The organism is Variovorax sp. HW608 (assembly GCF_900090195.1).
Classification (GTDB): domain Bacteria; phylum Pseudomonadota; class Gammaproteobacteria; order Burkholderiales; family Burkholderiaceae_C; genus Variovorax.
Genome location: NZ_LT607803.1, coordinates 361,066 through 386,819, shown reverse-complemented (window position 1 = coordinate 386,819; position 25,754 = coordinate 361,066). Strand labels below are relative to the sequence as shown.

General features: G+C 63.7%; 28 protein-coding genes. 13 read left to right on the top strand and 15 right to left on the bottom strand.

Annotation, left to right across the window (positions count from 1 at the left end; genetic code table 11):
* Positions 1 to 10: 10 nt before the first annotated feature.
* The 3 genes from VAR608DRAFT_RS01750 to VAR608DRAFT_RS01745 are packed head-to-tail and all read right to left on the bottom strand — an operon-like array spanning position 11 to position 3,581.
* Positions 11 to 982, bottom strand: a complete 972-nt coding sequence (locus tag VAR608DRAFT_RS01750) for an AAA family ATPase (protein WP_157730555.1) — start codon at positions 980 to 982, stop codon at positions 11 to 13.
* Between the two features lie 2 nt (positions 983 to 984).
* Positions 985 to 2,916, bottom strand: coding sequence for a hypothetical protein (locus VAR608DRAFT_RS36640; RefSeq protein ID WP_157730554.1), 1,932 nt, complete (start codon positions 2,914 to 2,916; stop codon positions 985 to 987).
* Positions 2,913 to 3,581, bottom strand: coding sequence for a hypothetical protein (locus VAR608DRAFT_RS01745; RefSeq protein WP_157730553.1), 669 nt, complete (start codon positions 3,579 to 3,581; stop codon positions 2,913 to 2,915). Before VAR608DRAFT_RS01745 ends, VAR608DRAFT_RS36640 begins: the two co-directional genes overlap by 4 nt.
* A 490-nt stretch (positions 3,582 to 4,071) precedes the next feature.
* Here VAR608DRAFT_RS01745 and VAR608DRAFT_RS01740 point away from each other — a divergent pair, with 490 nt between their 5' ends.
* The 8 genes from VAR608DRAFT_RS01740 to VAR608DRAFT_RS01705 all read left to right on the top strand — a co-directional run bounded on the left by VAR608DRAFT_RS01740 (position 4,072) and on the right by VAR608DRAFT_RS01705 (position 9,111).
* Complete coding sequence (locus VAR608DRAFT_RS01740; protein ID WP_157730552.1) at positions 4,072 to 4,923, top strand: hypothetical protein; 852 nt, start codon at positions 4,072 to 4,074, stop codon at positions 4,921 to 4,923.
* Positions 4,924 to 5,198: 275 nt separating this feature from the next.
* On the top strand, positions 5,199 to 5,570 hold the full coding sequence (locus VAR608DRAFT_RS01735) for a type II toxin-antitoxin system RelE/ParE family toxin (protein ID WP_088952498.1): 372 nt from the start codon (positions 5,199 to 5,201) through the stop codon (positions 5,568 to 5,570).
* A complete protein-coding gene (locus VAR608DRAFT_RS01730; RefSeq protein ID WP_088952497.1) occupies positions 5,567 to 5,890 on the top strand; it encodes a helix-turn-helix domain-containing protein in 324 nt (107 codons plus the stop codon). Before VAR608DRAFT_RS01735 ends, VAR608DRAFT_RS01730 begins: the two co-directional genes overlap by 4 nt.
* 117 nt (positions 5,891 to 6,007) lie before the next feature.
* Complete coding sequence (locus tag VAR608DRAFT_RS01725; RefSeq protein WP_088952496.1) at positions 6,008 to 6,232, top strand: hypothetical protein; 225 nt, start codon at positions 6,008 to 6,010, stop codon at positions 6,230 to 6,232.
* A 201-nt stretch (positions 6,233 to 6,433) separates the two neighbouring features.
* Complete coding sequence (locus VAR608DRAFT_RS01720; RefSeq protein WP_088952495.1) at positions 6,434 to 6,676, top strand: AbrB/MazE/SpoVT family DNA-binding domain-containing protein; 243 nt, start codon at positions 6,434 to 6,436, stop codon at positions 6,674 to 6,676.
* On the top strand, positions 6,673 to 7,068 hold the full coding sequence (locus VAR608DRAFT_RS01715; protein WP_088952494.1) for a PIN domain-containing protein: 396 nt from the start codon (positions 6,673 to 6,675) through the stop codon (positions 7,066 to 7,068). Before VAR608DRAFT_RS01720 ends, VAR608DRAFT_RS01715 begins: the two co-directional genes overlap by 4 nt.
* A 437-nt stretch (positions 7,069 to 7,505) precedes the next feature.
* Positions 7,506 to 7,769, top strand: a complete 264-nt coding sequence (locus VAR608DRAFT_RS01710; RefSeq protein WP_088952493.1) for a transcriptional regulator — start codon at positions 7,506 to 7,508, stop codon at positions 7,767 to 7,769.
* A 1-nt stretch (position 7,770) separates the two neighbouring features.
* Positions 7,771 to 9,111: a type II toxin-antitoxin system HipA family toxin gene (locus VAR608DRAFT_RS01705; protein WP_088952492.1), complete on the top strand. Its 1,341-nt coding sequence runs from the start codon at positions 7,771 to 7,773 to the stop codon at positions 9,109 to 9,111.
* A 553-nt stretch (positions 9,112 to 9,664) separates the two neighbouring features.
* On the opposite strand, the gene VAR608DRAFT_RS01700 is transcribed toward VAR608DRAFT_RS01705, so the two are convergent.
* The 6 genes from VAR608DRAFT_RS01700 to VAR608DRAFT_RS01675 form a co-directional block, all read right to left on the bottom strand.
* On the bottom strand, positions 9,665 to 10,411 hold the full coding sequence (locus VAR608DRAFT_RS01700) for an alcohol dehydrogenase catalytic domain-containing protein (RefSeq protein ID WP_088952491.1): 747 nt from the start codon (positions 10,409 to 10,411) through the stop codon (positions 9,665 to 9,667).
* Positions 10,398 to 10,976: an amino acid synthesis family protein gene (locus tag VAR608DRAFT_RS01695; RefSeq protein ID WP_088952490.1), complete on the bottom strand. Its 579-nt coding sequence runs from the start codon at positions 10,974 to 10,976 to the stop codon at positions 10,398 to 10,400. The genes VAR608DRAFT_RS01700 and VAR608DRAFT_RS01695 overlap by 14 nt, the downstream gene beginning before the upstream one ends.
* Before the next feature lie 6 nt (positions 10,977 to 10,982).
* On the bottom strand, positions 10,983 to 11,951 hold the full coding sequence (locus VAR608DRAFT_RS01690) for a tripartite tricarboxylate transporter substrate binding protein (RefSeq protein ID WP_088952489.1): 969 nt from the start codon (positions 11,949 to 11,951) through the stop codon (positions 10,983 to 10,985).
* Between the two features lie 83 nt (positions 11,952 to 12,034).
* Positions 12,035 to 12,898 (bottom strand): fumarylacetoacetate hydrolase family protein, encoded by an 864-nt coding sequence (locus VAR608DRAFT_RS01685; RefSeq protein ID WP_088952488.1) that lies wholly within the window; start codon positions 12,896 to 12,898, stop codon positions 12,035 to 12,037.
* 42 nt (positions 12,899 to 12,940) lie between these two features.
* On the bottom strand, positions 12,941 to 13,510 hold the full coding sequence (locus VAR608DRAFT_RS01680) for a VOC family protein (protein ID WP_088952487.1): 570 nt from the start codon (positions 13,508 to 13,510) through the stop codon (positions 12,941 to 12,943).
* A 39-nt stretch (positions 13,511 to 13,549) separates the two neighbouring features.
* Positions 13,550 to 14,260, bottom strand: coding sequence for a GntR family transcriptional regulator (locus VAR608DRAFT_RS01675; RefSeq protein WP_088958547.1), 711 nt, complete (start codon positions 14,258 to 14,260; stop codon positions 13,550 to 13,552).
* 34 nt (positions 14,261 to 14,294) lie between these two features.
* Here VAR608DRAFT_RS01675 and VAR608DRAFT_RS01670 point away from each other — a divergent pair, with 34 nt between their 5' ends.
* On the top strand, positions 14,295 to 14,528 hold the full coding sequence (locus tag VAR608DRAFT_RS01670; RefSeq protein WP_088952486.1) for a hypothetical protein: 234 nt from the start codon (positions 14,295 to 14,297) through the stop codon (positions 14,526 to 14,528).
* A gap of 51 nt (positions 14,529 to 14,579) precedes the next feature.
* On the opposite strand, the gene VAR608DRAFT_RS01665 is transcribed toward VAR608DRAFT_RS01670, so the two are convergent.
* The gene (locus VAR608DRAFT_RS01665; RefSeq protein ID WP_088952485.1) at positions 14,580 to 15,125 is read right to left on the bottom strand and encodes a cupin domain-containing protein; all 546 of its coding nucleotides are present in this window, start codon (positions 15,123 to 15,125) and stop codon (positions 14,580 to 14,582) included.
* Positions 15,126 to 15,139: 14 nt separating this feature from the next.
* Positions 15,140 to 16,249 (bottom strand): alcohol dehydrogenase catalytic domain-containing protein, encoded by a 1,110-nt coding sequence (locus VAR608DRAFT_RS01660; protein WP_088952484.1) that lies wholly within the window; start codon positions 16,247 to 16,249, stop codon positions 15,140 to 15,142.
* Positions 16,250 to 16,392: 143 nt separating this feature from the next.
* On the opposite strand from VAR608DRAFT_RS01660, the gene mhpA reads away from it, so the two are divergent.
* The 4 genes from mhpA to VAR608DRAFT_RS01640 all read left to right on the top strand — a co-directional run bounded on the left by mhpA (position 16,393) and on the right by VAR608DRAFT_RS01640 (position 20,277).
* Positions 16,393 to 18,000: a bifunctional 3-(3-hydroxy-phenyl)propionate/3-hydroxycinnamic acid hydroxylase MhpA gene (mhpA, locus tag VAR608DRAFT_RS01655; RefSeq protein WP_088952483.1), complete on the top strand. Its 1,608-nt coding sequence runs from the start codon at positions 16,393 to 16,395 to the stop codon at positions 17,998 to 18,000.
* 144 nt (positions 18,001 to 18,144) lie between these two features.
* Entirely contained in the window at positions 18,145 to 18,552 is a 408-nt protein-coding gene (locus VAR608DRAFT_RS01650) for a nuclear transport factor 2 family protein (protein WP_088952482.1), read from the top strand.
* A gap of 87 nt (positions 18,553 to 18,639) precedes the next feature.
* Positions 18,640 to 19,755 (top strand): alkene reductase, encoded by a 1,116-nt coding sequence (locus VAR608DRAFT_RS01645; RefSeq protein WP_231973126.1) that lies wholly within the window; start codon positions 18,640 to 18,642, stop codon positions 19,753 to 19,755.
* Positions 19,756 to 19,914: 159 nt separating this feature from the next.
* Complete coding sequence (locus tag VAR608DRAFT_RS01640) at positions 19,915 to 20,277, top strand: tripartite tricarboxylate transporter substrate-binding protein (protein ID WP_088952480.1); 363 nt, start codon at positions 19,915 to 19,917, stop codon at positions 20,275 to 20,277.
* 48 nt (positions 20,278 to 20,325) lie between these two features.
* On the opposite strand, the gene VAR608DRAFT_RS01635 is transcribed toward VAR608DRAFT_RS01640, so the two are convergent.
* The 4 genes from VAR608DRAFT_RS01635 to VAR608DRAFT_RS01615 all read right to left on the bottom strand — a co-directional run bounded on the left by VAR608DRAFT_RS01635 (position 20,326) and on the right by VAR608DRAFT_RS01615 (position 25,753).
* The gene (locus tag VAR608DRAFT_RS01635) at positions 20,326 to 20,646 is read right to left on the bottom strand and encodes a type II toxin-antitoxin system RelE family toxin (RefSeq protein WP_231973124.1); all 321 of its coding nucleotides are present in this window, start codon (positions 20,644 to 20,646) and stop codon (positions 20,326 to 20,328) included.
* Positions 20,643 to 20,951 carry a type II toxin-antitoxin system Phd/YefM family antitoxin gene (locus VAR608DRAFT_RS01630; protein ID WP_157730551.1) on the bottom strand — a complete coding sequence of 103 codons (309 nt, stop codon included), beginning with the start codon at positions 20,949 to 20,951 and terminating at the stop codon, positions 20,643 to 20,645. The genes VAR608DRAFT_RS01635 and VAR608DRAFT_RS01630 overlap by 4 nt, the downstream gene beginning before the upstream one ends.
* 53 nt (positions 20,952 to 21,004) lie before the next feature.
* Positions 21,005 to 22,801: a site-specific integrase gene (locus VAR608DRAFT_RS01625; protein ID WP_231973122.1), complete on the bottom strand. Its 1,797-nt coding sequence runs from the start codon at positions 22,799 to 22,801 to the stop codon at positions 21,005 to 21,007.
* Between the two features lie 1,902 nt (positions 22,802 to 24,703).
* Positions 24,704 to 25,753, bottom strand: a complete 1,050-nt coding sequence (locus VAR608DRAFT_RS01615; protein ID WP_088952478.1) for a ParB/RepB/Spo0J family partition protein — start codon at positions 25,751 to 25,753, stop codon at positions 24,704 to 24,706.
* Position 25,754 lies beyond the last annotated feature (1 nt).

Here is a 25,754-nt window from a genome sequence, read left to right as displayed (position 1 = left end):
GATGCTTTCACTAGGAGCGTGATGGTTGAGCCTGTCTGAACGCGGTCGTCCAGATGTCTGCGCCGAATAGCGAAGCCTCCTCGCGATCCTGGGCGAGGAAGAAGAAGTTTCGGATCGCCTTTGCGACGATGTTCATGCTTGCCGTGTGCGACCGGTGATCAACTCGCAACGGCGCCGCCGCAACAAATGCTTTCCATGCTGCCTCGGCCTCTTGACCCAGCCGCCACCCAAATCCGTAGGACTTGGGAAGGAAGAACTGGGAGAAGCAGATGCCGCTGTCCTCCGGGTATTGATGGCGACGAGGGTTGTCGTATGCATCCAATGTGGTCTTGAGGTCTTCGCCGCTGCCTATCCCCCCAAACGTGTGCCTGAATGCGAGGAACCTATCGATGAGATCAGTTCTGTTGAACTTGAGCATCTTTGTGCGCTCGGTCTCAATCATGGGATGGGCAAAAAAGATGGTGACCACGGTGAGTTTTCCGATCCTGACGATGTCGTTCACAAGTCCCTTGAGGTTGCCAAGCTCAAACTCACCCCAGTTTTGCGCTTCGTCGGCGATCAGAACGAAGGTTTTGCAGTTGGCACTGCGACACTGGCCGATGACGGTCTGTATCACATCGGTTCGCTTGTCCGACATGTTTCCACGCACGGCGCCATGTCCCAGGTCAAGAAGGACGTCGGCGTAGAAGTTCGTCTCCGACTCTCTCGCGTGGTCCTTGGCTATCCAGATCTGAACGAGAGCTTCGGGGAATTTTTTCGCCAAGGTGTCGGCGATAAGGTCGATCGCGAATGATTTTCCGATTCGCGGCTCACCGATCCAGTAGTGGCCGACTTCTCGAGTGAAGACAACTTGTGAGATCAGCTTTTCGGTGACCTCAACCACCGGCGTGGCGACATGCGCACTACAGCTCACTACGGGATGTGACGCGTATGCGCTTTCCCGAGCCGGACCTTCAAGAAGAAGTGGGTTGATGCTTTTCATCGTCAGTACCTGTTCCAGTCGGTAGAGCCAATATGGGGGGGCATCCGAGGCTGAGGTGGTGGCTCCTCTAGATCGAGCTGTGTCGTGCGTCTCCGCGCTCGCACCGGACGTCCCGTCTCGTTCGCAGCTGCCGCGGCCGCTGTGGCCGCCCTCGAGATCTTGGGGTTCTTCGGGTCATTGCCCGAATAGGCCTTGCGTGCACAGAAGGCCATGTATTCGTCGATGAGATCGACGCCCGAGGCGTTCTCGATCTCACCGCGCCTCACACATCTGTTGATCTGCTTTCGCAGGTCGCGGCTGTGCGGAGTTGTGCGCCAATACGGACTTTGAGGAACCGCGGTTCCAAGGCTCTGTCCTTGCTCCGTATACAGCTCGATCTGCCGCATGTCATCTTGATCCACATGTGCGTACGCATACTTCTTGATCAGCCGAAATTCGTCGGCGAGTTCGGGACTTGTGTATTTCTGCTCATCGAGTTCAAAGTACGGACGTCGGCCGTTCGGATAACTTCCCCGGATGCAGACCCGTTCGACCACCACGCCGAGCTTTGGAGTGAATGCACTCGGAGGCGGAGGAGGACGTTGAATGACGTGATACGGCGACCGTGCGTGATTGCTCAAGACTTTCAACGGGGAGATCCCACCCAGCCCGCTGTGGTTTTGCGCATTGAGTTCAGCGAACAGCACATCGACCATGTCGACCAGTTCGGAGAATTCGATCGGCCCCTTGGTGGCCTCCTCGACAAATTTTCCGCGGTGCGGGTCTTGGGTATTCGATCCGGTGGAAGATGGAAGACGCTGGAAGCCGCGCTCTTCCAGGGTTCGGAACATTCGCTCCGTCACGGCATTGCGCCACCACTTTCCGACCGCACCCCACGTCACCGCGCATCCGAGCGATCGCCGCATATCGGATTGAATGATCTTGGCGTAATGAGCCAGGGCGTTGTCCAGTTTCACGCATGCGGGTCGGCAAGGGCCCAAGCCAGGAATCGTGCCGTACGGAAGTCCCGCGCCTGGCGAATAGGAGTAGCCGCCGATCTTGATGTCCCTTGGGACCCACTTTTCCGTGCACCGTCTGACCGCTCGCAACAAATCCCCGGACGAAACCTCGGACGCGACCGCTACCGAGTAACCCAACACGGCGCGTGCTCCTTCGTCAATGACGGCGTAGATCCAGATCCGTTCGATGGGGATCGCTCGCGGGCCACCCGGTCCGTCGACAACGACTGTGCCTACGCAGTGAAGCTCGTGGGCGTCGATGCCAACAACCGAATATGGCACGTTCGCCAAGTTGAAGCTGTGTTGTCCTGTTCCCAGATTTGCGACGTCTGCAGCGTCCTCGCCGTGCCATGGACCGATGAGCTCAGGGTGGCGCAGCTTGTAGGCATTGACATACCTTTCGATTGATCGTCGACCTCTGCTTTCCGAGTTGTTTGGGTACTGGTCCGCAGGGATTCGCTGCTCGCAGAGTCGTCTGAAATAGCGAAACACCCTGAAAACCAAAGGCAGCTTGGAACGCCCTTTTACTGCGGCGCCTCGCGCGATATACGCATCGATCGCCTCGTGAATGTCGGGGTGCTTCTTTAGGAAGGCGGAGAACGAACCGGCGCTTCCCTTGCGGCCAGCATGGTGGCCCTCTGGCAGAGGCGTTGCGCGCGTGTACTCGCTCAGCCTGACGCCCGCTACAAGCGCTATCCATCCGTACGGCAGACCGTCGTTAGCGATCTTCGTGCAGCGCTCCACGAGTTGCCGCACTCGGCTCGGGGAACATCCAGCGATCTCCGCAGCGGACTGCAGCGTGCCATCGTCAAGGTAGTGCTTGACGCCATTGGCATAGCGGTCGAAACGAGCACGCTCATCCTCATCAACGGGCGGGGTGAACTTTCTCCAATTCGAATAGTCCCGAACGGATTTGGGTAGAGAGCTCCTCCTCATTCGGCTCTGTCCCGCGGCAGGAAAACCAGCGTGTGGTCACAGAAGGGCTCAGCATCCATATCACTCGCGAAGGCCCCTGTCTGGATACCGCTGATGACCGCGGCGCCGTAAATTGCCTCTCGATCGGAAGATCCTAGATTCAGGAGGTCTCTGAAACGAAACGGGTGTCTATGAGATCTGAGAACATCATCGATCTCGGCCACTTCTGCCTCGAGCGGGAAGTCCCGAACTTGCGCGATCCAGGGGATAGCTTGGTGCCAGTTGTGCAGGCGGATAGGAGAAACGTACAGTTCCAACTCCGTGAACACTTCATGACGCACCCTGTGCATGGCGCTGCTTCGACGTTGCGCCATGATCTGAAGTTCTGCTCTCGCATCAGCGCCTGCCTCCAAGGACGTTTCGCTCTTCACTTCGCGCCATATAACCTGGCCCGACTTCAACACCAGCACCGCATCGACAATGCTGGCGATGTCCTCCCCCGCCACCCGAGTAATCTGAGCCTCGGGCGCATAGTCAACGCTGACGACGAGTGGATCGGACTCGACTATTAAAAAGTGGTGGTACTCGAGATCGCTTCGAAGTTGCACATCCGTCCTGCCGCGCGGGCTATAGACGTGCCAGAGATAGCTGTTGCCCAAGCCGCGATCACGGTAGGGTTCTTCCATGGGACCTCTAACGGCCGGCCTGGTGGACTTATTCGCGCTTTTGGGCTTGACCATGAGTGCATGAGCCGCTGCGCCTCTTGCTTCAGGATGAATACTTCGCGTCGAACTACTGACACAATGCAAAAAAGGTGTTGACGAGTTGATCCCTGAGGCCTAACATCGCCCCATCCTTTGCTAGCCCGAAGGTAATTCGGGCCCGGCAGCTGTTGGTAGCAGCTCCGGGCCTTTCCTTTTGCGAGACGTGCGTTGGCTGTCCTCCGAACATGAGTTGGAAAGCGGTCATTTCACACGGATGGAACGCTGCCGGCAAGTTCACCTCGGAAAAATATGAAAAGGTGTCGTTGCTCCGAAAGTGCAGCCTATTGCGTCGCTGGAAGCGGACAAGACTTGATCTTTTCGCCTCGCTAAGTTATTGATTTGTTGTGTTTTCGGGGGTGAGCGAATGTTGTCGCCTCACTCGCGGCCCCAGGTCGACGGGCCCTCACTCGCCGTGCTCCAGGCCGCCGAGCAGTTCTGGGACGTCGCGCGGCGCGAAGCCGAAAAGGTCCAGGTCCAGAAGTCCGAGGCCGATCGGCGAGAGATCGAGCTCGCGCGCGAGGCTCTCGCCGGACAGCAATCCGAACTGCAGCAGCGCGAGGCCTCTTTTGAGCAAGCCCGCGTCGCATTGGACGAGGCCTTGGCCTCCTCTCGGCAGGCACTCGCGGTCATGGAGGCGCAGATGCACGCGCAGCAGCAGGAATCGGCGCGCCTCCTGAGCGAGGCGGAAGCCGAAGTGCGGCGCCTGCGCAAGGCCCTGGACGAGTCCTTAGCGAGCAAGGAAGCGCTGCGAGAGAAAGCCGCGATGGAACTCGGCGCTGCGCACCGCGACGCCAAGGAAGCCGAGCAGCGCCACGTCGCCCACGAACGCCGGCTGCTCGCCGACGTCGATCGCGAACGGGTGGCGGCGCGTCAGGCCGTGGCAGACCTCGCGAAAGAGCACAAGGCCCGCGCGGCCGATCAGGAGGCTGCCCGCGGGGCGCTCGAAGCCGCGAGGCAGACCCTCCAGGCCGAGAAGGCCGCGCACGCCGAGGCCGCCGCCGCCTGGTCGCGTCAGGAGCACGCGACCCTGGTCGAGTTGGCCACGCTTCGAGAGCGGGCCGGCGCAGCCGAGCAGCGAGCGGGCGACCTTGCCTCGCAGCTGCAGCACCAGCAGGCGCAGGCCGAGCGCGAGATGGCGCAGCTGCGCGAGAGCCAGGCGGCGACAGCCGCGGCCCTGCGCCAGATCGAAGCACGCAGCAAGAACAAACACGGCAAGACGCAAGAGGCTTCGCCGTCCCAGCGCACCGGAAAGTCAACCCGCTGAGCGCCCGCCACGCGCCCTCTGGGAGCCAACGCGCCTCGCGTGCAGCAGCGGCCCGAAACGAGCGAATCATCTGCTAACCATGCATGTCCGCCCCGACTGCGTCGCTTCTCCACGAGTTCGTCAAGCGAGTCGGGGGTAGGAGAGGTACTTGCGACGTGACACCCACCCAAAGAATTGGATGATCTCCAATCACGGCGGCACCGTTGCCATGTAGCCAAAACCTAGCCTCTTGCTTTCTGGACAAGCTATGCCACTAAGTGGCACAATTATGCTGAATGCTCCGAACCTTCAAAACCCGCCACTTCCAGCGATGGATGCGCAAGACGGAGCTGACCGATGCCGCCTTGTGCAAGGCCGTCGAGGAGATGGTCGCCGGGCTGATCGATGCCGACCTCGGCGGTGACGTGGTGAAGAAGCGCGTCGGGTTGGCCGGTCGCGGTAAGCGCGGCGGCGCGAGAACGCTGGTCGCGACCAACAAGGGGGACCGATGGTTTTTCGTGTTCGGGTTCGAGAAGAACGACCGGGCGAATATCAGTGACGAGGAGTTGGCGGGCTTGCAGGCCATCGCTACCGACCTGCTGGCGCGCACCGCGAAGCAATTGGAAGAAGCCGTTGCCGACGGCACTTTGCAGGAGATCTGCCAATGACCACCAAGACCAAAGCCAAGAGCCGCATCCTCGAGGCCGTCCACGAAACGGCCAGCGATCTGCATCGCCTTGGTTTCATCGACAAGCGCAAGATGCAGAAATACGACGTGCTGTGCCTGGAGCCGGTGCAGGACTACGACGCCGCCAAGGTGAAGGCGCTGCGCGAGCGTCTGCACCTGAGCCAAGCCGTGCTGGCCTCGGTGCTCAACACCAGTGCGTCCACCGTCCGCAAGTGGGAGGTGGGCGACAAGCGCCCCAGCGGTCCGTCGCAGAAACTGCTCGACATCATCGCGCGCAAAGGGCTGGAAGCCGTTCTGTGAACGCCGTCGCTGCTCCAGCGGGGTAGACGATGGCGCGCCGGTGGCGGTCTCCCCTTTCCAACATTTGTGACGTGAACAGCCAACATTCGGGGATTCCGGCCCGCGACCCAGATCGAGTTGGCCACGCTTCGAGAGCGGGTCAGCGCAGCGGAGCAGCGAGCGGGCGACCTTGCTTCGCAGTTGCAGCGCCAGCAGGAGCAGGCCGAGCGCGAGATGGCGCAGCTGCGCGAGAGTCAGGCGGCGACCGCGGCCGCGCTGCGGCAGCTCGAAGCGCGTCAGGAAGCAGACACCGAAAAGACGCCGCCCGGCCGGCCGCCGCGAGGCAAGAAATCTTCTGACTGATCGAGTGGAGGTTGCAGTGACTTGCGAGCGCGCTGCGGCTGCAGGGCGGCGCGCGGCCGATCTCGCATCGCAGCTCGCCACGCACCGACAGAGCCTTGCGCTGAACGCCAACGATTCATGCCCTCCGGCTGGGTCAGTCAAAGGCCCGGATTCTTGACATGCCGACTTCCTTACATTATTGTAAGGAAAGGAGGTTTTCAGATGACTACCGCTACTGTTTCGAGCAAAGGCCAGATCACCATTCCTGCCGAGGTCCGGCAAGCGCTGCACGTCGATGCCGGCGATCGTGTCGAATTCGTCCAGGTGGAACCCGGGCGATTCGAATTGATTGCAGCGACGCAGTCGATCAAATCCCTCAAGGGAATGTTCGGGCGACCGGTAAGAACCGTATCGATTGAGGAAATGAACAGGGCCATTGAGGCCAGAGGTTCGGCGGCTCGATGATCGGACTCGACACGAACGTCGTCGTCCGCTACATCATGCAAGACGACGCCAGGCAGGTAGCCAAGGCGAATAAGCTTGTCGAATCTCTGACGATCGAGGAGCCCGGGTTCCTGTCCTTGGTTTCTATCGTCGAGCTGGTTTGGGTGCTCGGATCCTCCTACGAGCTGAAGCGCCAGCAGATCGCGCAATCGCTCGACGCTCTGCTTCGCACCAAGGAACTTGTGATTGACCGGGCAGAACTCGTGGGCAAAGCACTGCGGGTCTATGGTGGGACTTCGGCGGATTTTGCGGACTGCTTGATCCAGATAACGTCCGCGGGCGCGGGTTGCGACCGGACGATGACCTTCGACAAGGGGGCAGCACAGAACGCGGGGATGACGCTGATTCCCTAGCCTCGATATTCGCGAGCGAAGAGGGAGGCGACCCCGCCAAGCTGCAGGTTGTCATAGGTGTTCTACGAAGGACCTGATGACTCGCGGTACCCAGGTGGTGTCCCAGGCATTCGAGGCCATATGGTGATTTTGGGCTGCGCTCTGGGCTCGGCCACGAACTCGGGCGCGATGAACGGGTTGAGCACCCTTTCAGCCAACGGGCAGCGAGACCCTGCACGCGACGACACGAGCTCCGCACGATTCGATGATCGAAGCCCAGAAGATGCCCTCCTTCGTTTTTGGAGGAAGTCGGTGTCGGGAGCCCTTCCCCGAGTAAAAGGGCCCTCATCGCCAGCTGCTAGCTGAATTTCAGATAATCAACAAATAGCTGTATTGAAGCTATTTGAAGGATAGCTGAATAAAGGATAAAATCAGGATAGCTCAGATACGGCTATCCTATGGACCCACTTCCTGCACAACCGCTGCTCACCGGCGATCAACTCGGCCAAGCGCTACGCAGCACGCGCAAACGGCTCAAGATGAACCAAGCGACCATCGGGGCCAAGTTGGACTTGAGCCAGAACCGAGTTTCCTACCTCGAGCTCCATCCCGAGGAATTGAGCTTCAAGCAACTGCTGACCTGGTGCTCGGCCCTGGGCCTCGAGCTGAAGTTGGGTGCACGAGGAACGGCACCCTCCAAGTCTTCGGCAACGGAGTGGTGACATGGGGCGACCCTCGCACAGTCAATCCCTGGGCCTGTGGTCCAACGGCGAGCGCGTCGGCCGTTGGACGATCCCGGCGCGCGGCGACATGGAACTGCGCTACGAGGAGAACTGGGTGCGTTCGAAGGTCGGCCGTCCGCTCTCCCTGTCCCTGCCATTCACACCTCACAACGACGCCATCAAGGGCTCGGTGGTCGAACACTACTTCGACAACCTCCTGCCCGACAGCGAGGCCATTCGTAAGCGCGTAGCGGCGCGCTTCAAGACTGGGTCGGTCGACTCCTTCGACCTGCTGCGCGCCATCGGGCGAGATTGCGTGGGCGCGATCCAGTTGCTCAACGAGGATGAAACCCCGACTGCCGTCGACCAGATTGAAGCCGCAACGCTGGACGATGAGTCCATCGAGCGCCACCTGCTGGGCGTTGTGAACCCGGAAAGGTTCGACGCTGCAGTCGACCCGAATGATGATTTCCGCATTTCGCTCGCCGGCGCCCAGGAAAAGGACGCTTACCTCTGGTGGAACGGTGCTTGGCACAAGCCCCGCGGTACGACTCCGACCACACACATCTTCAAGCTCCCGCTGGGTCTGATTGGCGGCCGCCAAGCAGACTTCACGACATCGGTCGACAACGAGTGGCTGTGCCTGAAGCTGCTCAAGGCCTACGGCCTTCCCACGGCTGACGCCACCATCGCAGCCTTCGGGAAGCAGCGCGTCCTCGTGGTCGAGCGCTTTGACCGGCGGATGACCTCAGACGGACGGCTGTTGCGCCTGCCCCAAGAGGATTTCTGCCAAGCCACGGGAACGTCACCCTTGGTGAAGTACGAGAACGAGGGTGGACCAGGTCTGGTGAAGCTGTTCTCCATGCTGCAGCAGTCTGCAAACGCGGCTGAGGACATGCGCACCTTGATGGCCTCGCAGGTCTTGTTCTGGTTGCTGCGCGCGCCGGACGGCCATGCGAAGAACTTCAGCATCCAGCTGCTGGCTGGCGGCGCCTTCCGGCTCACGAAGATGTATGACGTGATGTCGGCTTATCCGATCCTGGGCAACGGCCCAAACCAGTGGTCACCCTACGAGGTGAAGATGGCGATGGCGCTCCTCGGTAAGAACAGGCACCACAACATGGTCACCATCCAGCGTCGGCACTTCAACAGCACAGCCCAAAAGGTGGGGTTTGGCCGCGACGCTGAAGACATCATCCAGGAGTTGATTGCAAAGACGCCAAGCGCCATCACAGAAGTCCGAGAGCAGCTGCCAAAGGATTTCTCGCCTTTGGTGGCAGACCGCGTTTTGGATGGCCTGCAGGCCGCGGTAGCTACGCTCGAAGGCATGCCGGCTGCCTGAGGCGGAAGCCCGATGCAGTCACATCCTGCTGTGGGGACGGCGCAACGACACCGGGTTCTACCTGCGCACCACTGTACGTCGCCTCCGCTACCCTCTTTGATCCCCTCCTCCCCGCTCCAACCCATGGCCTTACGTCACGGAGGCCCTGCTGCTAAGCACCGGCCTCGTGACCGATGGAGCAGAGTTGTACATGGAGTTGCCGTCGGACGAGCTGGCGGCCTTGCCAAGACGATTCGTCGATGGCTTCGTCGGGAAGCATGTTCTGGCGCAGCTCCACCGAGTAGGGCTTGGGCGCAACGGGCCGATTGTCAGCGGATCTCGCCAAGCATGGCACGCGAGGACTGCCCGTTGCCTTTGCCTGAACGAGGTACCACACGACGCCTGCGCGAGCGTTCAAGCCCGCCTGCCAGGCTCGCAGGGCGCGAGCGCGTCGGCGCAGGGGAATTCATCTAGGGCAACATCCGGCGCCTGATCCATCGCCCACGCATCCATGGTTCGGACGGCGCGTTCGGCCTACACTCGCCCATCCGACCTGGCTCCCTCCGTCAGGGCCTCAGCACCAGCTTGCCGAGCGCCGAACCGGCATCGAGCATTTCATGTGCATGCCGCCCACATGGTCGAAGGCAAGATCCACGCCCCGGCCGTTCGTGGCCTCCAGCACCCGCTGGGGCAGGCCTGCCGGGTCGCCGTCGACGAGGGTCGTGACACCGTGGGCGAGCGCATGCGCACGCTTGGCCGGCGTCGAAGCGGTGCCTATGACCGTCATGCCATGGTGCGCCGCGAGCTGCACCAGCGCCGTCGCGACGCCACCCGCCGCGCCCGGCACGAGAATGGACCGCACCGGCAGGCCGCCGTTGGTTCCGAGCAGCATCGCCTGCGCCAGCTGCACGTTGCCCAGGCTCACCGCCTCGGTGTCGCTGATGCCGTCCGGCAGCGCAAAAGGAGCGTCCGCGTCAACCACGATGTACTGGGCATAGCAACCGCCGCGCTCGGGCAGTTCGCGCGAACTCACGAGCACGCGCTGGCCGATTCGCGCCGGATCGACGCCGTCTCCGACGGCTGCGATCGTACCGGCCATCTCGTTGCCGGGAATGGCCGGCAGCGGCGGCATCCACTTGTAGATGCCCTTGCGGATCAGCACGTCGGGTCCGCCCGCGCCGATGGCGCCGGCGCGCACCAGGACCTGGCCCGGCCCGCAGGCAGGAACCGGCAGCTCCACGAGTTCCAGCGCCTCGGGACCTCCCGGGACGCGGACCTGCACCGCGCGCATCGTGTCGGGGATGACTTCAGCGCTGGCCATCGTGCACCGAGACCGTGTCCTTCGTCAGGCCTCCGAGCCGCGCGTGAACGCGCCCCCCGGTCCCCATCACCAGCGCGAACAGGATCTCGTTCGGACGCGGCGCATCCTGAATCCCCACTTCCATGCTGTTGTAGTGGCTGCGCACGTAGGACGCGTGGATGTAGTGCAAGGGCACCATCAGGCGATAGCCGGTCGCCGCGACGGCCTTGGCCGCGGGCACCATCGCCTTCGGCTCCCCGAGCACGGAACGCATGGCCCAGCCACCTGCCTCGTGCCAGACGGCGCCATGCTCCATTTCGCCATTCACGCCGACGATCGCTGCCTTGCTGTAGACCTCGACCTTGTCGCGTCCCAGCACGTCGACGAGCTCGGTCGCCAGGAGCGTACCCAGCGCGCGCAGTTCGGCCATGAAGGGCATCAGGTCGGGTTCATAGCGTCCCGCATAGGGATTCTTCACGACGGCGCACGCGGCCGCGAGTTTCAGCGGCACCGTGACGGGCGGCCCGCCTTCGTGGTAGATCGTCTCGATGGTGAGACTGCGCTTTCGGATTTCGATCAGAGACATAAGTCCTCACTGCTTGGGTATATGTGCGTCGTTGACAACGACGGTCCACTTCTTGAGTTCGTCACCCACCATTGCTTTCATTTCTTCCGGCGTGCTGCCGCGCGCCTCGCCGCCCATGTCCTCGAGCCGGGCGCGGACTTCCGGCGCCTTCAGCGCCTTCAGGACGGCTGCCTGCAACGGGTCGACGATCGCTCGCGGCGTTCCCGCCGGCGCCATCAGGCCGGCCCAGGAGGTCACGTCGTAGCCCGGCACACCCTGCTCCGCGACCGTCGGCAGGTCCGGCATCAGGCTCCATCGTTGCGCCCCCGTGGTCGCGACGGCCCTGAGCCTGCCCGCCTTGATGTTCGGCATCACGGCGGTCGGCGGAGCGATGATGAAGGGCACCTCGCCGCCGATCAGCGCCGTCACCGAGGCTGCATCGCCGCGATAGGGGACGTGAAGCATGTCCGCCTTCGCACTCTTGACCAACAGTTCGCCGGCAAGGTGGTGCGTCGAGCCGATGCCGGCCGTGCCGTAGGAGATGCTGCGCGCGTCGGCACGCGCGGCCTTGAGCAGATCGGACAGGCTGCGGTATGGGGAATCGCCCCGGACCACGAGGAGGAAGGGAAAGAACGTGACGGTCGAGACCATCTGGAAGTCCGACACCGTCTGGTAGTTGAGCTTGTTGTACAGCGCGCCCGCGACCGCATGGCCTCCTGTGGCCAGGAGCAGCGTATAGCCGTCGGGCTTCGCCCGGGCCACGGTCGCGGCGGCGATCGTGCCGCCGGCGCCGGCCTGCGCCTCGACCATGAAGGGCTGGCCCAGGCTCTTCGACATCTCCGCGCCGACCACGCGCGCGATGGTGTCGGCGTTTCCGCCGGCCGCGAAGCCCTGGAGGATCCTGATCGGCTTGTCGGGATAGCTCTGGGAGAAGCAGGGAAGTGGCATCGCGCAGGCCGAACCGAGGCCTGCAGCAAGAAGGGCTCTGCGCCGCATGGTTTGTCTCCGGTGATAGGGATGGGATGACCGCTCGCTGCGCGATCGGCGCCGCGGCCAGCGAGCCAGGCGGGCGCCGGCGTTCAGTCCTGCTGGACGATCGGGTTGCTCAGGACACCGATGCCTTCGATCTCGACCTCGCACAGGTCGCCCGGCTTCATGAAGCGCGGCGGCTTCTTGCTCCAGCCCACGCCTGCCGGCGTGCCGGTGATGAACACGTCGCCCGGCGTGAGCGTGAAGATGGTGGAGGCGTAGTTGATCAGTCGCGGGATGCTGAAGATCATGTGCCCTGTGTGGCTCGACTGGACCACTTCGCCATTGAGGCGGGTTTCGAGTTTCAGCTCGCGGCCCGGTGCGATCTCATCGGCCGTCACCATCCAGGGTCCGAAGCCGCCGGTCGATTCGAAGTTCTTTCCGGAGGCGATCTGCTTTGCATGGAACTGCCATTCACGCACGCTGCCATCGTTGTAGCAGGCGTAGCCGGCGATGTGCTCGTAGGCCTGCGATTCGGGGATGTTGCGGCCGCCCTTGCCGATGATGACCGCGAGTTCACCTTCCCAGTCCAGCGACTCCGACACGGGGGGGCGGACGATCGGCTGGTTGTGGGCCGTCTGCGAGCGCCAGACCCGCAGGAAGATGGGCGGAAACTCCGACAGCTCGCGCTGCATGCCCGCCGCGAGGACCTCCTGGTGGTGGTCCATGTAGTTGCGCACGGCGCAGACGATCTTCTCCGGACGCGGAATCACGGGCAGGTAGCTGATGTCGGCCAGCTTGCCCACGACCGGCAGGCCTTCCACGTGCTGCGCCGCCTGCAGGTAGTCACCGGATGCGATGTAGTCCGCCAGCGTGGGCTGCTGCGGCCGGGCCTTGCCCAGATCGACGACTCCGTCGCCGACGACCGCGCCCCAGGTCTCGCGGCCTTGATGAATGAAGGACAACAGTTTCATTGGATCTCCTGAAAAATGGAAAGAGAAGGAATGCAGTGCGGATCAGCGCGCGGATGCCGTGGAAGTCGCAATCGGGGACTTCGATTCGAACTGGGCCTGCCACTTGACCAGCGGCATGAAGCTCGGATCGCGCCGGCAGGCCTCCTCGGTCTCGCGCAGGAGGGTTTCATCATCCTTGGACAGGTCCAGCGGATCGCCATGCGGCTGGGCCACGTAGAACGGGGTATCGACGTAGATCTCGACCGTGTTGCCCTCGGGATCGCGCATGTAGACCGACAGCGCGTTGCCGTGGTTCAGCCCGCGGATCTCCGTGGCGCCGCGCTCTGCGGCCCTCGCCGAAATGTCGCGCAGATGCTGGATGCTCGGCACCACGAACGAGATCTGCATCACGGTGCTGAAGGTGGCGTCAGCCGGCCGGCCCGAGGCCAGCACCAGCTGATGGTGCTGGTCCGGGCTGGCACTCGTGAACACGAGTTCGTTCCTGAATGTTCGACCCACTCCCCGGTCGGTGATGGTGAGCTCGAAAGTCTCGGTATAGAAGGCCACCATCCGCTCCAGATCGGTCACGAAGATGCCGAAATGGGAAGGCGTGGGCCGCAGGACGTTGAGCATGTCGTCTTTCGTCAGATGTCGGGTTGGGAACCTGCCGCGCTATTGGCTCTGCGCAGACTTCAGGGCGGCTTCCACGTTGCGCTGCGTGCTCAGGATGTGTTCCTCCAGCAGGGCGCAGGCCGTATCCGCATCGCGGCGCAGCGTGGCCTCCATGATCTTGCGGTGCTCGTTCGACTTGCGCCGCGCGGCCTTGCGAAAGCGCGCGGAGAAGCGCCGGTAGCGTTCGGCCTGGTCGAACAGGCTGGCACTCCAGGCAAGCTGCCGCTCGGACGGACAGGCCGCTACCAGCGCCAGGTGGAAGGCGCGGTGCAACTCCGACCACCCCTCGTCCAGCACGACAGGGCCGTCGGCGAGCCGCGACTCGACGCGCTCCAGGCGATGGAACGCCGACACGATGGCGCCCTCCCAGGCATCGTCGCCGTACTCGATCGCCTCGCGCAGCGCTGGCACGTCGAGCATCACGCGCATGCGGGTGATGTCGGCCAAGTCCTCGGCCGAGATCGCGGCCACGCGGAAACCCCTGCGCTCGTCCGATCGGATCAGTCCTTCCTGCGCCAGACGGCTGAGCGCTTCGCGCAGCGGGCTGCTGGAGAAGCCGTAGCTCTCCTGCAGCTCATCGATCTTGAGCTTGGTGTCGGCCGGGAACTCGCCCGTCAGCACCCCGTGGCGCAAGCGCGCGAAAGCCTGGTCGACCAGCGGCGGAGCGCGGTGAGAGATATCTTCTTTGTGCATGACATTTATTTTATGCATGAAATAACTCCGCTGCAAAGCCTTCACGAACGCCATGCCCTCTTGCATCCCCGCCGCCCCCATTCGCCTGCTCGGGCTTTCCGGCAGCCTGCGACGAGATTCGTACTGCACCGCCGTGCTGCGCAGCCTGGAGTACGTAGCCATCGCCAACATCAACTCTCGCGTGCGCGAAGGCCGGCTGGCCGCTGAGGCGACCCTCGACTTCGTCCGGACCGCGCTCGGCGATCTGCTGGAGGACATCCGGCTGCTCGCGCAGGCCGGCGCGTAGCGCGCCGGCACCACGAGCCGCGGGACGGAATGCGCGAGACACCGGCCCGCCTCAACGCGACCTGGCCGCGCCCAGCAGGACGAACAGCATCGTCGCCGGCTTGTCGCCGAGGTTGCGCCAGGCGTGTCGATTGCCGTGCTGCACCGCCACCTCGTGTTTGCGCAGCAGCACTTGCTTCCCATCGTCGAGTTCCAGCGTGATCTCGCCGTCGAGCACGACGTCGTAGTCGATGGTGTCGGTGGCATGCATGCCCGGATGATCGGGCTCGAAGGTCTCGGCCAGTCCCGGTACCAGCCGCGCGAACTCGGCCCCGAATGCCGCCCCATCGAAGTCCGCGCGCATCATCACCGAATCGGGCGGAAAGGTCACGATCATCAACCGGGACTCGCCAGCAGCAGGGACGAACCCGACCTCAGGGGTTCGATCTGCAATCACGGCGCCCTGGCCAACGCGCGCGTCTGCGCTCGTGGACCACAGCAGCGACGCCTCAAAGCCCGCCACCGTGCTGAACTCGGCGCGACGCGGCGCCACGCCGTCCGACATCACGACGGCCTTGCCGTCGGGGCCGGTCCCGGCCACTACGCGTCTGATCTGCATGTTCGGCTCCTTGCTCAAGGATTGATCACGAAGTTGCTGAAGCCCCCGTTTCGGGTGGCAATTCCGGAGATGGCCTCGTTGATGCGGTCGAGTGGATAGCACTCGTGCTCGAACACCGACAGATCCAGCGTACCTGCCTCCGCCATGTCGGCCATGTCCTGGCCCTCGCCGGCTGTGAACCAGGCAGAGCCTTCGATGCTCTGCTGATCGTCCATCATGGTGTGCAGGTCCATGCCCACCATGCCGGCGATGGCGCCGATGTTGTAAGCACGCCCCCCGCGCTTGAGCGCGCGCACGCCTTGCTGCAGGGATTCATGCGGAGCACCCGGTCCCAGCGCGTCGATGAACACGTCGACGCCGAGTCCGCCGGTGCGCTCCTTCGCCCAGGCGTCGATGGTCTCGCCGTGCGCATTCGAGAACACCTCGATACGGTCGGGTGCCAGCGCCTTCACGCGTTCCAGCAGTTCCCGGTTGCGACCGGTCCCCAGGATCCGCGTGGCGCCCATGGCGAGGCCGAACAGCGCGCCGCCGATCCCCAGCGTGCCGCTGATGCCATTGATCAGGACGCTCTTGCCGGGTCCGACGTGGGCCTTGCGCATGGCCGAATACATCGTCCCCAGATAACCGAAGCGCGCCGCCTGATTGAAGCTGACGTTGTCCGGGAGCTTCACCAGCGCGTACTGCGGCGCGATCATGTATTCGCACAGGCCGCCGTAGGGGTAGTTCTTGTAGAGCTTGAGCGAGTTCTGCGAAAAGCCGAAGTAGCCGCTGAACGCGTAGTGCGTGCAGTTGATGAGATCGCCGCTTCGGCACGCGCGGCAGCCTCCGCAGTACAGCCCCGGGTTGACATAGACCCGGTCACCGGGCTTCCATGTGTGCACATGCGACCCGACGGCGGTCACCTCGCCGGCCGGATCCAGGCCGAAGATGGCCGGCAACGGAGGAAGGGGCAACTCGGGGAACCAGGTCGTCCAGTTCGCCAGGATGTTGCCGAGGTTCGGAACGATGCCGCAGGCACGCACCCGAACCTGGACATCGTTGGCGGCCGGTTGAGGAACAGGGAGCTGCTCGATTTCCATCGGCGCTCCAACGCGGTGCAGGCGTGCTGCCTTCATCATCGACATGGGGTCTCCTTTGACAAGATCATGCATCTAAATCGGTTTGTGCATTTTTTGGCGAGACCCGAAGGCGCCACATCGGGACGAACCCTTAGTGCATAAGCAATTACTTTATGCACAATTTCCATCACACGCATTTGGAATGATTCATGCACGACATCAAACTTGAAACCTGCGACGTCGCGATCGTCGGCTTCGGGCCGGTGGGCGCTTCCCTGGCCGCCCTGCTCGGCCAGCGCGGACACCGTGTGGCCGTCTTCGACAAGTCGACCGAGATCTACCCCCTCCCCCGCGCCTTCGCGCTGGACCACGAGGCCATGCGCACCTTCCAGAGCATCGGGATCGCAGGAACGATGGCGCCGCACATGACGCCGTACCGCCCCACGCTGTATCTCGGAGCCGACGGCGAGCGGATCCAGCACTTCGACATGGGGCCGCCGCCGTACCCGCTCGGCTGGGCCCCCTCCTATACCTTCAACCAGCCGGCCCTCGAGGCCTCCTTGCGCCAGGCAGTCCGGGCCCTGCCCAGCGTGACCGTGCACCTCGGACAGGAGGTCGTCGATCTGCGGCAGGCCGACGACGGCGCGCTCCTGAGCGTGCTTGCAGGCGATGGGACGCAGAGCCAGATGCGGGCACGGTATGTGGTGGCCTGCGATGGCGGCACCAGCCCGATCCGCAAGCGGCTGGGCCTGCAACTCAAGAGCCTCGAGTTCGTCGAGCCCTGGATCGTCGTGGACATGCATGTCAACGAGGACAAGCTCGCGCAGCTTCCTTCGACCAACATCCAGTACTGCAACCCGGCGCGCGCCTGCACGTACGTGGTGGGGCCCGGCACGCACCGGCGCTGGGAGTTCCTGCTGCTGCCCCACGAGGCCGAGCAGCGCGAGATGCCGCACGAGGCGATCTGGGCACTGCTTTCGCCCTGGCTGCGGCCCGACGAGGCACGGATCTGGCGAGCGGCCACCTACCGCTTTCATGCCGTGGTCCTCGAGCACTGGCGCAGCGGCCCGGTGCTGTTGGCTGGCGATGCGGCCCACCAGATGCCGCCGTTCCTTGCCCAGGGCATGTGCCAGGGGCTGCGCGACGCGGTGAACCTCGCCTGGAAGCTCGACTGGGTGCTCGCGGGACGTGCCGGCGATGCGCTGCTGGACAGCTACGGCCGGGAGCGCGGGCCTCAGGTCGAGGAGATCACGGCCACGGTCAAGCGGCTCGGACAGATCATCTGCGAGCGCGACCCCGTCCGGGCCCGGGAGCGCGATCAGCGCCTGCGCGACGCGCAGGGCGGCCAGGTCAGGATGCAGTTGCGCCAGAACCTGCTTCCCGGTGTCCACCATGGCCTGATCGACCGGGATGTGCGGCCCGCCGGAACTCCGTTCCCGCAGCCCAGCTGCCACCTGGGCAACGACCGGGCGCCGCAGATGATGGACGACCTCATCGAAGGCGGCTTCCAGCTCGTGCTCAAGGACACGCCGGATGCCGGCCTGCTGGCGCCGTGCCACGAGACGCTGAAAGCCCTCGGCGCGCAGGTCATCAGCTTCGCAGGCGCCGCTCCCCCGCCAGGCATGCTGCAGTTGGCCGAGGCCGATGGCCTCGTGGCTGACTGGTTTGCACGCCACGGCTGCGCAGCAGCCCTGGTTCGTCCCGATCACATCGTGTATGGCGTCGCCGCGCGGACCGACGAGATCGGTGCGCTGCTCGAAAGGGCCTGCCGGCATTTGTCCCTTGCACCGGCCCATGCGGCCGACGGGTTCGCATGACCTGCCACGACAGCCTGATCGCGGGGCCGCTGTGCGCAGGAGCTCTCCCCGTGGTCAAGACTGCCCACACCTTCGCCTGAGCCGCCTCCCGGCTCGGACTGCATCCGGTATTCAACTCGACTGAACAGAGGGAGAGAGCAGTTCATGACGCAATCCATTTCCTGCGCCGCCGAAGTCACCGCAACGCTGCTGGACCTCGAGGCACAGCGCTGCGACGCGATGAAACGCGCAGATTTCGCCCGCCTGCGCGAGATCCTGCATCCCGAATTGACCCACGTGCACGCAAAGGGCCAGGTCGACGACTACGAGAGCTATTTCCGCTCCGGGGGCACGCATGTGGACTACAGGCAGATCGATCGTTCGGACCTGAAGGTCCAGGTGCTGGGCGAGGTCGCGGTGATGACCGGTCGACAGCTGCTGGTGGCCGTGCGCAAGAACGGCAGCGGCACCGTGCGGATCGATTCCCGCGTCCTTCAGGTCTGGGCGCTCCACGAAGGCAGATGGCGCCAGTTGGCGTTCCAGACCACGCCCTTGCAGATGAGCATCTCGTGAGTGCCCCAGAGCCGCCACCGTTGATGCAAGCTCGCTGCGCAAGCGCAGAGCCCGCCTTGTTCGTTCTGCAACGCCCGGGAGAGATCCGTGTCCGCCGATCGTAAGAGCCTCTTCGATCGAGTGGCCTTCGGCCCTCTTGCGCTGGCCAATCGAATGGTGATGTCCTCGATGTCGAGGGACCGCAGCCGCGACGGCGTGCCCACGGCGCTCAACGCCGAGTACTACGCACAGCGCGCAACCGCCGGGCTGATCGTCACGGAGTCCACGGCCGTCTCTGCTCGCGGCGTCGGCTTGCCGAACACGCCGGGCATCTACACCGAAGCACAGGTCGCTGGCGCGCGCTTGGCGACGCAAGCCGTTCATCGGCGTGGCGGGCACATCTTCTGCCAGCTCTGGCACTGCGGCCGCAACTCGCATCCGCTGACCCAGCCCGGCGGCGCCTTGCCTGTCGGACCTTCGGCGCTGCTGCCCGGCGCCACCGTGCGCACGGCAGAGGGCAGAAAGCCGCTGCTCGTCCCCCACGAATTGACGCTTCAGGAGATGCCGGGCATCGTGCAGGAATACCGCATGGCCGCGCGTGCCGCCCTGGATGCCGGGTTCGATGGCGTCCAGATCCATGCGGGCAATGGCTTCCTGCTCGATCAGTTCCTGCGCGATTCCTCGAATGTGCGCCGCGACAGCTACGGCGGATCGGTCCAGAACCGCTGCCGGCTGATGCTGGAAGTGGTGGAGGCGGTCAGCCAGGTCTGGGAAAAGCACCGGGTGGGCGTTCGCTTGTCACCGGCGAATCCGACCAACTATCGCCTGCGGGATTCGTCACCGGACCTGCTCCTGCGAACGGCATTGTCGGCATTGAGCGAACTGGGCATCTGCTACGTCGATGTGGTCGAGGGCTCGACCACGGCGGAGCCACCCACAGCGAAGATCGACTACGCGGCCGTGCGGCACCACTTCCGCGGACTCTATATCGCGAACAACGGCTTTCGCACGCGCGAGCAAGCCGAGGCGGCACTGAATTCGTATGCCGACCTGGTTTCGTTCGGGCGTCCGTTCATCGCCAATCCGGATCTCCCCAGGCGCCTGCAAACCAATGCGGCATTGAATCCCCTGAACGAAGCATTCGTCTACTCGCCCGACCACCGCGGGTACACCGACTATCCCTTCCTTTCGGACGGACAACAGCCCGGACGCCCATCAGTCTGAGGCGCATACGCGCCCGCCTGTGTCCATGAACAATCGCAATGGAGACCGCATGACGACAGACCCCTCCTTCCAGCTCGTCGACGACACGCGTCGCCTGCGCCCGACCCGGCGCTTTGCCCTGCGGTTCATGTGCGCCGCGGCGGCCTCGCTTGCTCACCCTTGGGCGGCGCCCCAGGCACGCTATCCGAACGCGCGATCCGCATCGTGGTCACCCTGCCGGCGGGCACGTCGGCCGACGTGATGGCGCGTTTCGTCGCACCGACGATCGCCGAACTCGAGCTCGGCTCGCCCTTGTACTCGTGGAATGGATTGTTTGCGCCCGCCTCCACGCCGCAGCCGATCGTCGACCAGCTCTCCCGAGTGCTCCAGGACATTGCCTTGAGCAACGAGTACCGCCAGAAGGTGATTGACTTCACGCAGGTGCCTCGCGGCGGCACGGCCGCCGAATTCGCGGTCTTTCTTCGGCACGACTCCGAGGCCTGGGGCCGCGCGATCGCGAACAGCAACGTCCGGTTGGACTGACGCTGCCCCAAGTCGCGACGGTCGGTGTCCACCTGTGCGATCACGCTTTCAGCACCAGCGCGTCTGTGGCTTTGACATTCGGCCCGCCGCGGCCTCGTAGACCTCGTTGTCTTCGTGCTTGCCGGCGGCGATCACGATCACGACCAACTCTTCGTCCCTGACGATGTACGCAAGGCGAAACCCTTCCTTGCGCAGCTTGACCTTGTAGGCACCTTTCAGATCGCGGTGCAGCGCGCTGCCAGGCACGTGCGGCTCGTCCAGCCGCTTCTTGAATTTTTGCCGGATCGAGCCGTCCAGCGCCTTGAATTCCTCGAGCGCCTCAGGAAGGAACTTGAGTTGGTACTTCGGCACGTCGAGGGCGAATCTCAAAGATCCTTGATATCCACGGCGACGGCCTTGTCCAGGTCGCCCAGTCGGCTCATGACCTTCGCGTACAGCGCGCGGTCATCGAGCCCCTCGAAGACCGCTTCCATGAACTTGACTGGCACCACATGGAAGACCGGCTTGTTGTGGTTGAGCACCGCCACGGGCTTGGCTTGGTTGGCCACCACGGCGCCCGGATTCTTCTTGAGTTCCGAGATGCTGACGACGTGGTCGGCATGGATGGCCTTGGTTCGATCGGACGCCCTGGGCACAACCGCGCGTTTACTGCTTGGCGACTTCTTCAAGGCCATCGATCAGTTCGCTGGCAGACGCAAAGCGCGCCTTGCTCATGGCGCGCGCCTCCTCAAGGGCGTTCGAGGCCAACTCCATGGTCGTGCATACCGGCTCTCGGTCCCTCCCAGCCCTGCCCTGCTGCGCGCCGGCCCTCCGCATGTCTCAACCAGTGCGTGCTGGCCTCCTTGAGCTGAGTGGCCTCGGCTTCATCGAGGCCTTCCGCGGCATGGGCCAGGAATCTCTTGATTGCCTGATAGAGCCCAGAGGCCGACCAGGCCGTCGGCCGTTCGGATGCGATGTCAAAGCGCGCCATCACGGGCATGCCCCGGTTGCTCGTCGCGCGCGGCGATGCCTCGAATCCATGACGCACGAGTTCGTCGCTGAGCTCCTCGACCAGCTTGCATGGCACCGACACCCTTCGCGCATGCCCCCGCGTACCCTGCACATGCAGCAACCAGCCAGGTGCCTTCTCGTCATGCGCTTGCCGGTGCTCCGGCTGCTCAAGGTCCTCACACTTCGCCCGCGTGATCTCGCCCAGACGCAGTCCGGTGGCGTAGATCCAGCGCATCCCTCGGCGCAGGCGCCGATCGATTTCGGTGTCTCCATGCGCCTGCAGCAAGGTGTCGAGGTGCTTCCATTGGGCGGGGGTCAGCGTCCGCACCGGACTCCGAGGCTGATCAAGAGTCAGCGGCGGTGCGACCGCCGCGAACGGATTGCCGACCACATAGCCGTTCTCAATCAAGTAGGTGAACATGCTGCGCAGGATGACCAACGCCTGGCGCTGCGCTGCACGGGAGAGCGACCCCTCCAGCGGTCGCCACATCGGTGACCAGCGCTGATGGTGCCGCGGCCCGCACCAGCTCGCAGGCGGCGCCGCCAGAAATCCCAGGTACGCCTCGGCATCCACTGCCGACAACGACGACAGCGCCTTCCTTCGCTCGAGCACCGACCACAGCAGCAGCCGCTCGGCCTCCTTTCGGTAGGAGCGTTGGGTGGCCGACAGGTCTGCGCTCCCGTCCCCCGGCCGCTTCGCGGCGAGCCAGGCACCAAGCGCCTCGTGGTCGTTGACCGCCAGGAGGCGGCATGCATCTTGAGGCGCGCGGAACTCTCCGTGCCTGCCATCGAGCGCCGTCGGCGACGCGAACTTCTCGTAGGGGACGATCGCCGCAGTCGCCGGCACGACCGCGGCCAATGCAGCCGCGCTCAATTGCTTTCGAGGCTGGGTCGCGTGGGCTCCGACGCGCAGGCCCAGCACTGATTCGTAGGCTTGCAGCCACTGGACGATGCGAGCGGCCTTGAGTTCGCCCACGCCGGGCACATGTAGCCACCACCTCGCACCGATGCCGTTGATGCGATCCACGAGCGTGTGAATCGTCGGCACGCCCGCGCGCTCGAGACGGATGGCCAGCGAAGGATTGAGCCAGGCGCCCACGCTGTCGCCGGGACGGGGATCGCGGACCTCGAGATCCTGCAACCAGCGCAGCGCCTCCAGCTGGCGCTCGATCAGGCGGGCTCGCCGTGAGGCCTGGCCGTTGGCACCTCCCCGCCCTCCTCCACCCTGCCGGGCGCTCGGATAGGCGGCTTCGTACGCCTCGATCTGCTCGTCTTCGCTGAAATCCTCCAGTCCCTGCGCCTCAGCAAATTCGGCCAGGCTCGGCAGGGTCGGCGCAGCAGGCAATCGGTCAGGGTCCAGCAGGATCAGCCGTGCCGTTCCGGGTTTCCTCTCGCGCTTGGCTGCGGCCGCGAACTCGTCGCGGATCCAGGCGATCGTCCTTCGGACCGTTCGCAGGTCGGTGTGCTCGCCTTCGAGGCGAAGGTAGCGGTCCCAGCTCGCGCGCTCATCAAGCCCCTGCGCCAGTGCGCGCATGAACGCGAAATGCCCTCGGTGAAGCCTCCGGGCGGATCTCCTGGGCTTCCTCTGGGACAGAGGACGAGTCATCTCGGCCTGCCCTGGCTGCCCAGCGGCGAGTTTCCCCAGAATCTCCACCAAGGTCTTGGACAGGTCTCGGGCGCAGGCGGCAACTGCGCCAACTGGCTCGCTCGCATCCGCCGGCGCCCCTCGGCCTCGAGGGCATGCTCGATTCCGTAGGCCTCGCGATGTCCGCGAAGGGCGTGCGCGCGCCAGGTCGCAGCCAGGCGCTCGAGCTCATTGTCGTCAATGTGCGCCAAGTTTGGCGGCAGACGGGGTGTGCTCATTTCACGTGTCAAGTCGTTCAGTTGGTCACTTCGCTCAGTGCAGGTACGCCAGCGGAACGCGCGAGGATGGTCACGGCGAAACTTTGTCGGCGCTGTCGAGCAATCCTAGCCCTCATCCTAATAATCATCAACATAGATTCAACGTGTTCCTCGGCAGATTCTTCGCGGGGATGACTCTAAGTCATTGAGGGGATTCAGTTTTTTCCACAACGCCGAATTCACTTGCCCCCCGTTCGGTCCCGCACGGACGAAGCGATTGGTGCTCCACAAGATATATGTGGTCGCTTACTTCCGATCAATCATTTAGTAAAGGCGGGTTCTCGGCCTTAAGGTTCGGGCCCCAGCCCGAGAGGTTGCCCTTCCGTTCAGATTCGTGAGGCCCAGCCACCTGATAGATAGCTTGAAGAAGAGGGTCGCCCTGCCCTTGCGATCCGTCACTGGGGAGGTGTACCGCGCCTCGACGCCCTCTTTATTGTTGACCGAGAGCTAGGGAGAGACGTAGTACGGTACTACACCCGGTCATGCCAAGACCGCCAGGGGCCCTTCGAACTCAGTGACCTTCTTGCGCTGGCGTTCCACTTCCCGGTAGAGCTCCGACTGCTAGGTCGTGAGTTTGTGCGCCGAGACAGGCCTCTGTCGGGATGGTGTGTTGTGCACACAGCTCGCGCGGCGCGGAACATTCCTGCGCTGCGGCGGGTGGTTCGCTGGAAGGCTCCTTATTGCTGCGCGCTGCTCGCGCAATGGTGCGGCATGGTGTAGTACCGTACTACGCCACGCCGCATCACGCTGCGAGATCTGGAGAAATAGACGGGCTCTCGGCGTGTGTGGGTGTAGTACCGTACTACACCGCTTGCGAACGGTGGGTCGCCAATAATTTGGAGTTTCGGCAATTCTGCGCCTGGCGCCGTCGGCACGGTCTTGAACAGTGCGGCGCTTTTCCGCCGCCGCTCGCGATCTCCATCGAATCGCCCACTCCAACCGGCCCAATTCTTTCGTGAGCGCCCGGGAGTCGGCGACCTGGCCGTTGAGCCATCCAGTGCTGGGCGCAACACGCGATCCGGAACTTGGCGCCTCCACCTATGCCTCGGTGCAGCGGTTCCCTGGCTCAGGGAACCTGGGTAGCACAGTTCGCGCGCGGCCGCTCGACAAGCAATTCCACATTCGAAACTCAAGGCACGGTAGGGAGTGGGACGGTCCCACCCCCAACTGGGCTCTGATGCTTCCATGAATTTCGGTCGTGGCGGCACAAGGCTCCTGCATGCGCCGCCTGGGCGACAAACGCTCATCCGCCCCCGAGTGTGCACGCTAGGTCCGACCCGAAAGGGACCTCCAATTCGGACCGCCTCAATGCAAGTCGCTTCTCTGCGGAACGGTGTGGCGATGGTGCGCAAACCTAGGGTGTAGTACGGTACTACACCCCCAACGCGGCGTCGCGCGACGAGATCGAGAGAGTCCACCAACGGCCTGGCCGCTCACACCATCCCGGGTGTAGTACCGTACTACACCCTCTCGCGACGTCCGCTCACCAATAAAAAGGGGCGCCGAAGCGCCCCTCACTTGACGAAGAATTTCGCTAGCCCGCCGCCACAAAACGCTCCAGCAACTGGGCCAGTTCACGCTGGCGTTGGGCGGTGAGCCCCACATGGATTCGGATCACCGAGCGCCCTTCCCCATCGGTCTTCATGGTGGCAACGGTCTTGCCCGCCTTCTCAAATGCTTGCACCGTCGCCGGCGCCTGCACCTGAACCCGGGACTCCTGCGGTGTAGTCAACCCCGCAAAAATCTCCTTCGGCGACATGCCATCGCGCTTCGCGCTGATCTTCACCGCCCTGCTCTCCAGCCCTGCCAGATCATTTTCAATGGCCGCCTTGAACACGGTTGACCAGCGAAACTGAAGGTCCAGCGGCGACGCAAATGCTTCAAGTACCTTGGCCGGCAGTCTCGCCAGAACCAAGGCCTTCGAGAGATTCGTAGGATCCACCCCGATCGCAGTGGCGAGTTGCCGGATCGAGGGATACAAGCCCCGATCCAGGGCCTTGGCATACATCACACCCTGCTCCCAAGCCGACAAGTCGGCACGCTCCCGGTTCTCGCGCTCCATCTCCTCGAACAGCGCTTGGTCATCGAGGTTGTCCACGAACGCCAGGACCGGCAGCCCAAGCTGCGAGCAGGCTTCATGGCGACGATGGCCGAAGACGATCTCGAACTGCGGCCCGTCGCCGGGATTGGCCAGCGCCCTGACCTTGATCGGCTGAACGTTGCCCCCGGCTTCCTTGATCTCGCGCTTCAGAGTTTCAAAAGCTTCGCTCTTGAAGCTGGACTCATGGCGATTGGCGTAAACGCTGCGCTGAATGGTCTTGGGATCGAGCAAGCGCGTTGCCTTCGCACCGTCCCAACTTTGCAGCTCCTCAACTGCACTTTGCAGACGGCCTTCGAGTTCGCCCGTTTTGGCCGCCCGCTCGCGCAAAAGGTCGTTCTCCCGCAGGAGCTCGGAGCGCTGATCGTTGGCCAAGGCCATCATGGCGCCCGGCGCGGTCTTGGGCTTGGCGACTTCCGGATTGAGCGCCGGTGTCGGCATCAACGAGGCGAAATCGATCTTGGATGCTTTGTCCTTGAGTCCCATA

What these genes read in the sequence shown, in the direction of transcription:
- VAR608DRAFT_RS01750 (WP_157730555.1), bottom strand. Translation starts at nt 982, where the DNA reads ATGAAAAGCATCAACCCACTTCTTCTTGAAGGTCCGGCTCGGGAAAGC.
- VAR608DRAFT_RS36640 (WP_157730554.1), bottom strand. Translation starts at nt 2,916, where the DNA reads ATGAGGAGGAGCTCTCTACCCAAATCCGTTCGGGACTATTCGAATTGG.
- VAR608DRAFT_RS01745 (WP_157730553.1), bottom strand. Translation starts at nt 3,581, where the DNA reads ATGGAAGAACCCTACCGTGATCGCGGCTTGGGCAACAGCTATCTCTGG.
- VAR608DRAFT_RS01735 (WP_088952498.1), top strand. Translation starts at nt 5,199, where the DNA reads ATGCTCCGAACCTTCAAAACCCGCCACTTCCAGCGATGGATGCGCAAG.
- VAR608DRAFT_RS01730 (WP_088952497.1), top strand. Translation starts at nt 5,567, where the DNA reads ATGACCACCAAGACCAAAGCCAAGAGCCGCATCCTCGAGGCCGTCCAC.
- VAR608DRAFT_RS01720 (WP_088952495.1), top strand. Translation starts at nt 6,434, where the DNA reads ATGACTACCGCTACTGTTTCGAGCAAAGGCCAGATCACCATTCCTGCC.
- VAR608DRAFT_RS01715 (WP_088952494.1), top strand. Translation starts at nt 6,673, where the DNA reads ATGATCGGACTCGACACGAACGTCGTCGTCCGCTACATCATGCAAGAC.
- VAR608DRAFT_RS01710 (WP_088952493.1), top strand. Translation starts at nt 7,506, where the DNA reads ATGGACCCACTTCCTGCACAACCGCTGCTCACCGGCGATCAACTCGGC.
- VAR608DRAFT_RS01705 (WP_088952492.1), top strand. Translation starts at nt 7,771, where the DNA reads ATGGGGCGACCCTCGCACAGTCAATCCCTGGGCCTGTGGTCCAACGGC.
- VAR608DRAFT_RS01700 (WP_088952491.1), bottom strand. Translation starts at nt 10,411, where the DNA reads ATGGCCAGCGCTGAAGTCATCCCCGACACGATGCGCGCGGTGCAGGTC.
- VAR608DRAFT_RS01695 (WP_088952490.1), bottom strand. Translation starts at nt 10,976, where the DNA reads ATGTCTCTGATCGAAATCCGAAAGCGCAGTCTCACCATCGAGACGATC.
- VAR608DRAFT_RS01690 (WP_088952489.1), bottom strand. Translation starts at nt 11,951, where the DNA reads ATGCGGCGCAGAGCCCTTCTTGCTGCAGGCCTCGGTTCGGCCTGCGCG.
- VAR608DRAFT_RS01685 (WP_088952488.1), bottom strand. Translation starts at nt 12,898, where the DNA reads ATGAAACTGTTGTCCTTCATTCATCAAGGCCGCGAGACCTGGGGCGCG.
- VAR608DRAFT_RS01680 (WP_088952487.1), bottom strand. Translation starts at nt 13,510, where the DNA reads ATGCTCAACGTCCTGCGGCCCACGCCTTCCCATTTCGGCATCTTCGTG.
- VAR608DRAFT_RS01675 (WP_088958547.1), bottom strand. Translation starts at nt 14,260, where the DNA reads ATGCATAAAATAAATGTCATGCACAAAGAAGATATCTCTCACCGCGCT.
- VAR608DRAFT_RS01670 (WP_088952486.1), top strand. Translation starts at nt 14,295, where the DNA reads ATGCCCTCTTGCATCCCCGCCGCCCCCATTCGCCTGCTCGGGCTTTCC.
- VAR608DRAFT_RS01665 (WP_088952485.1), bottom strand. Translation starts at nt 15,125, where the DNA reads ATGCAGATCAGACGCGTAGTGGCCGGGACCGGCCCCGACGGCAAGGCC.
- VAR608DRAFT_RS01660 (WP_088952484.1), bottom strand. Translation starts at nt 16,249, where the DNA reads ATGTCGATGATGAAGGCAGCACGCCTGCACCGCGTTGGAGCGCCGATG.
- mhpA (WP_088952483.1), top strand. Translation starts at nt 16,393, where the DNA reads ATGCACGACATCAAACTTGAAACCTGCGACGTCGCGATCGTCGGCTTC.
- VAR608DRAFT_RS01650 (WP_088952482.1), top strand. Translation starts at nt 18,145, where the DNA reads ATGACGCAATCCATTTCCTGCGCCGCCGAAGTCACCGCAACGCTGCTG.
- VAR608DRAFT_RS01630 (WP_157730551.1), bottom strand. Translation starts at nt 20,951, where the DNA reads ATGGCCTTGAAGAAGTCGCCAAGCAGTAAACGCGCGGTTGTGCCCAGG.
- VAR608DRAFT_RS01625 (WP_231973122.1), bottom strand. Translation starts at nt 22,801, where the DNA reads ATGCGCGCACTGGCGCAGGGGCTTGATGAGCGCGCGAGCTGGGACCGC.
- VAR608DRAFT_RS01615 (WP_088952478.1), bottom strand. Translation starts at nt 25,753, where the DNA reads ATGGGACTCAAGGACAAAGCATCCAAGATCGATTTCGCCTCGTTGATG.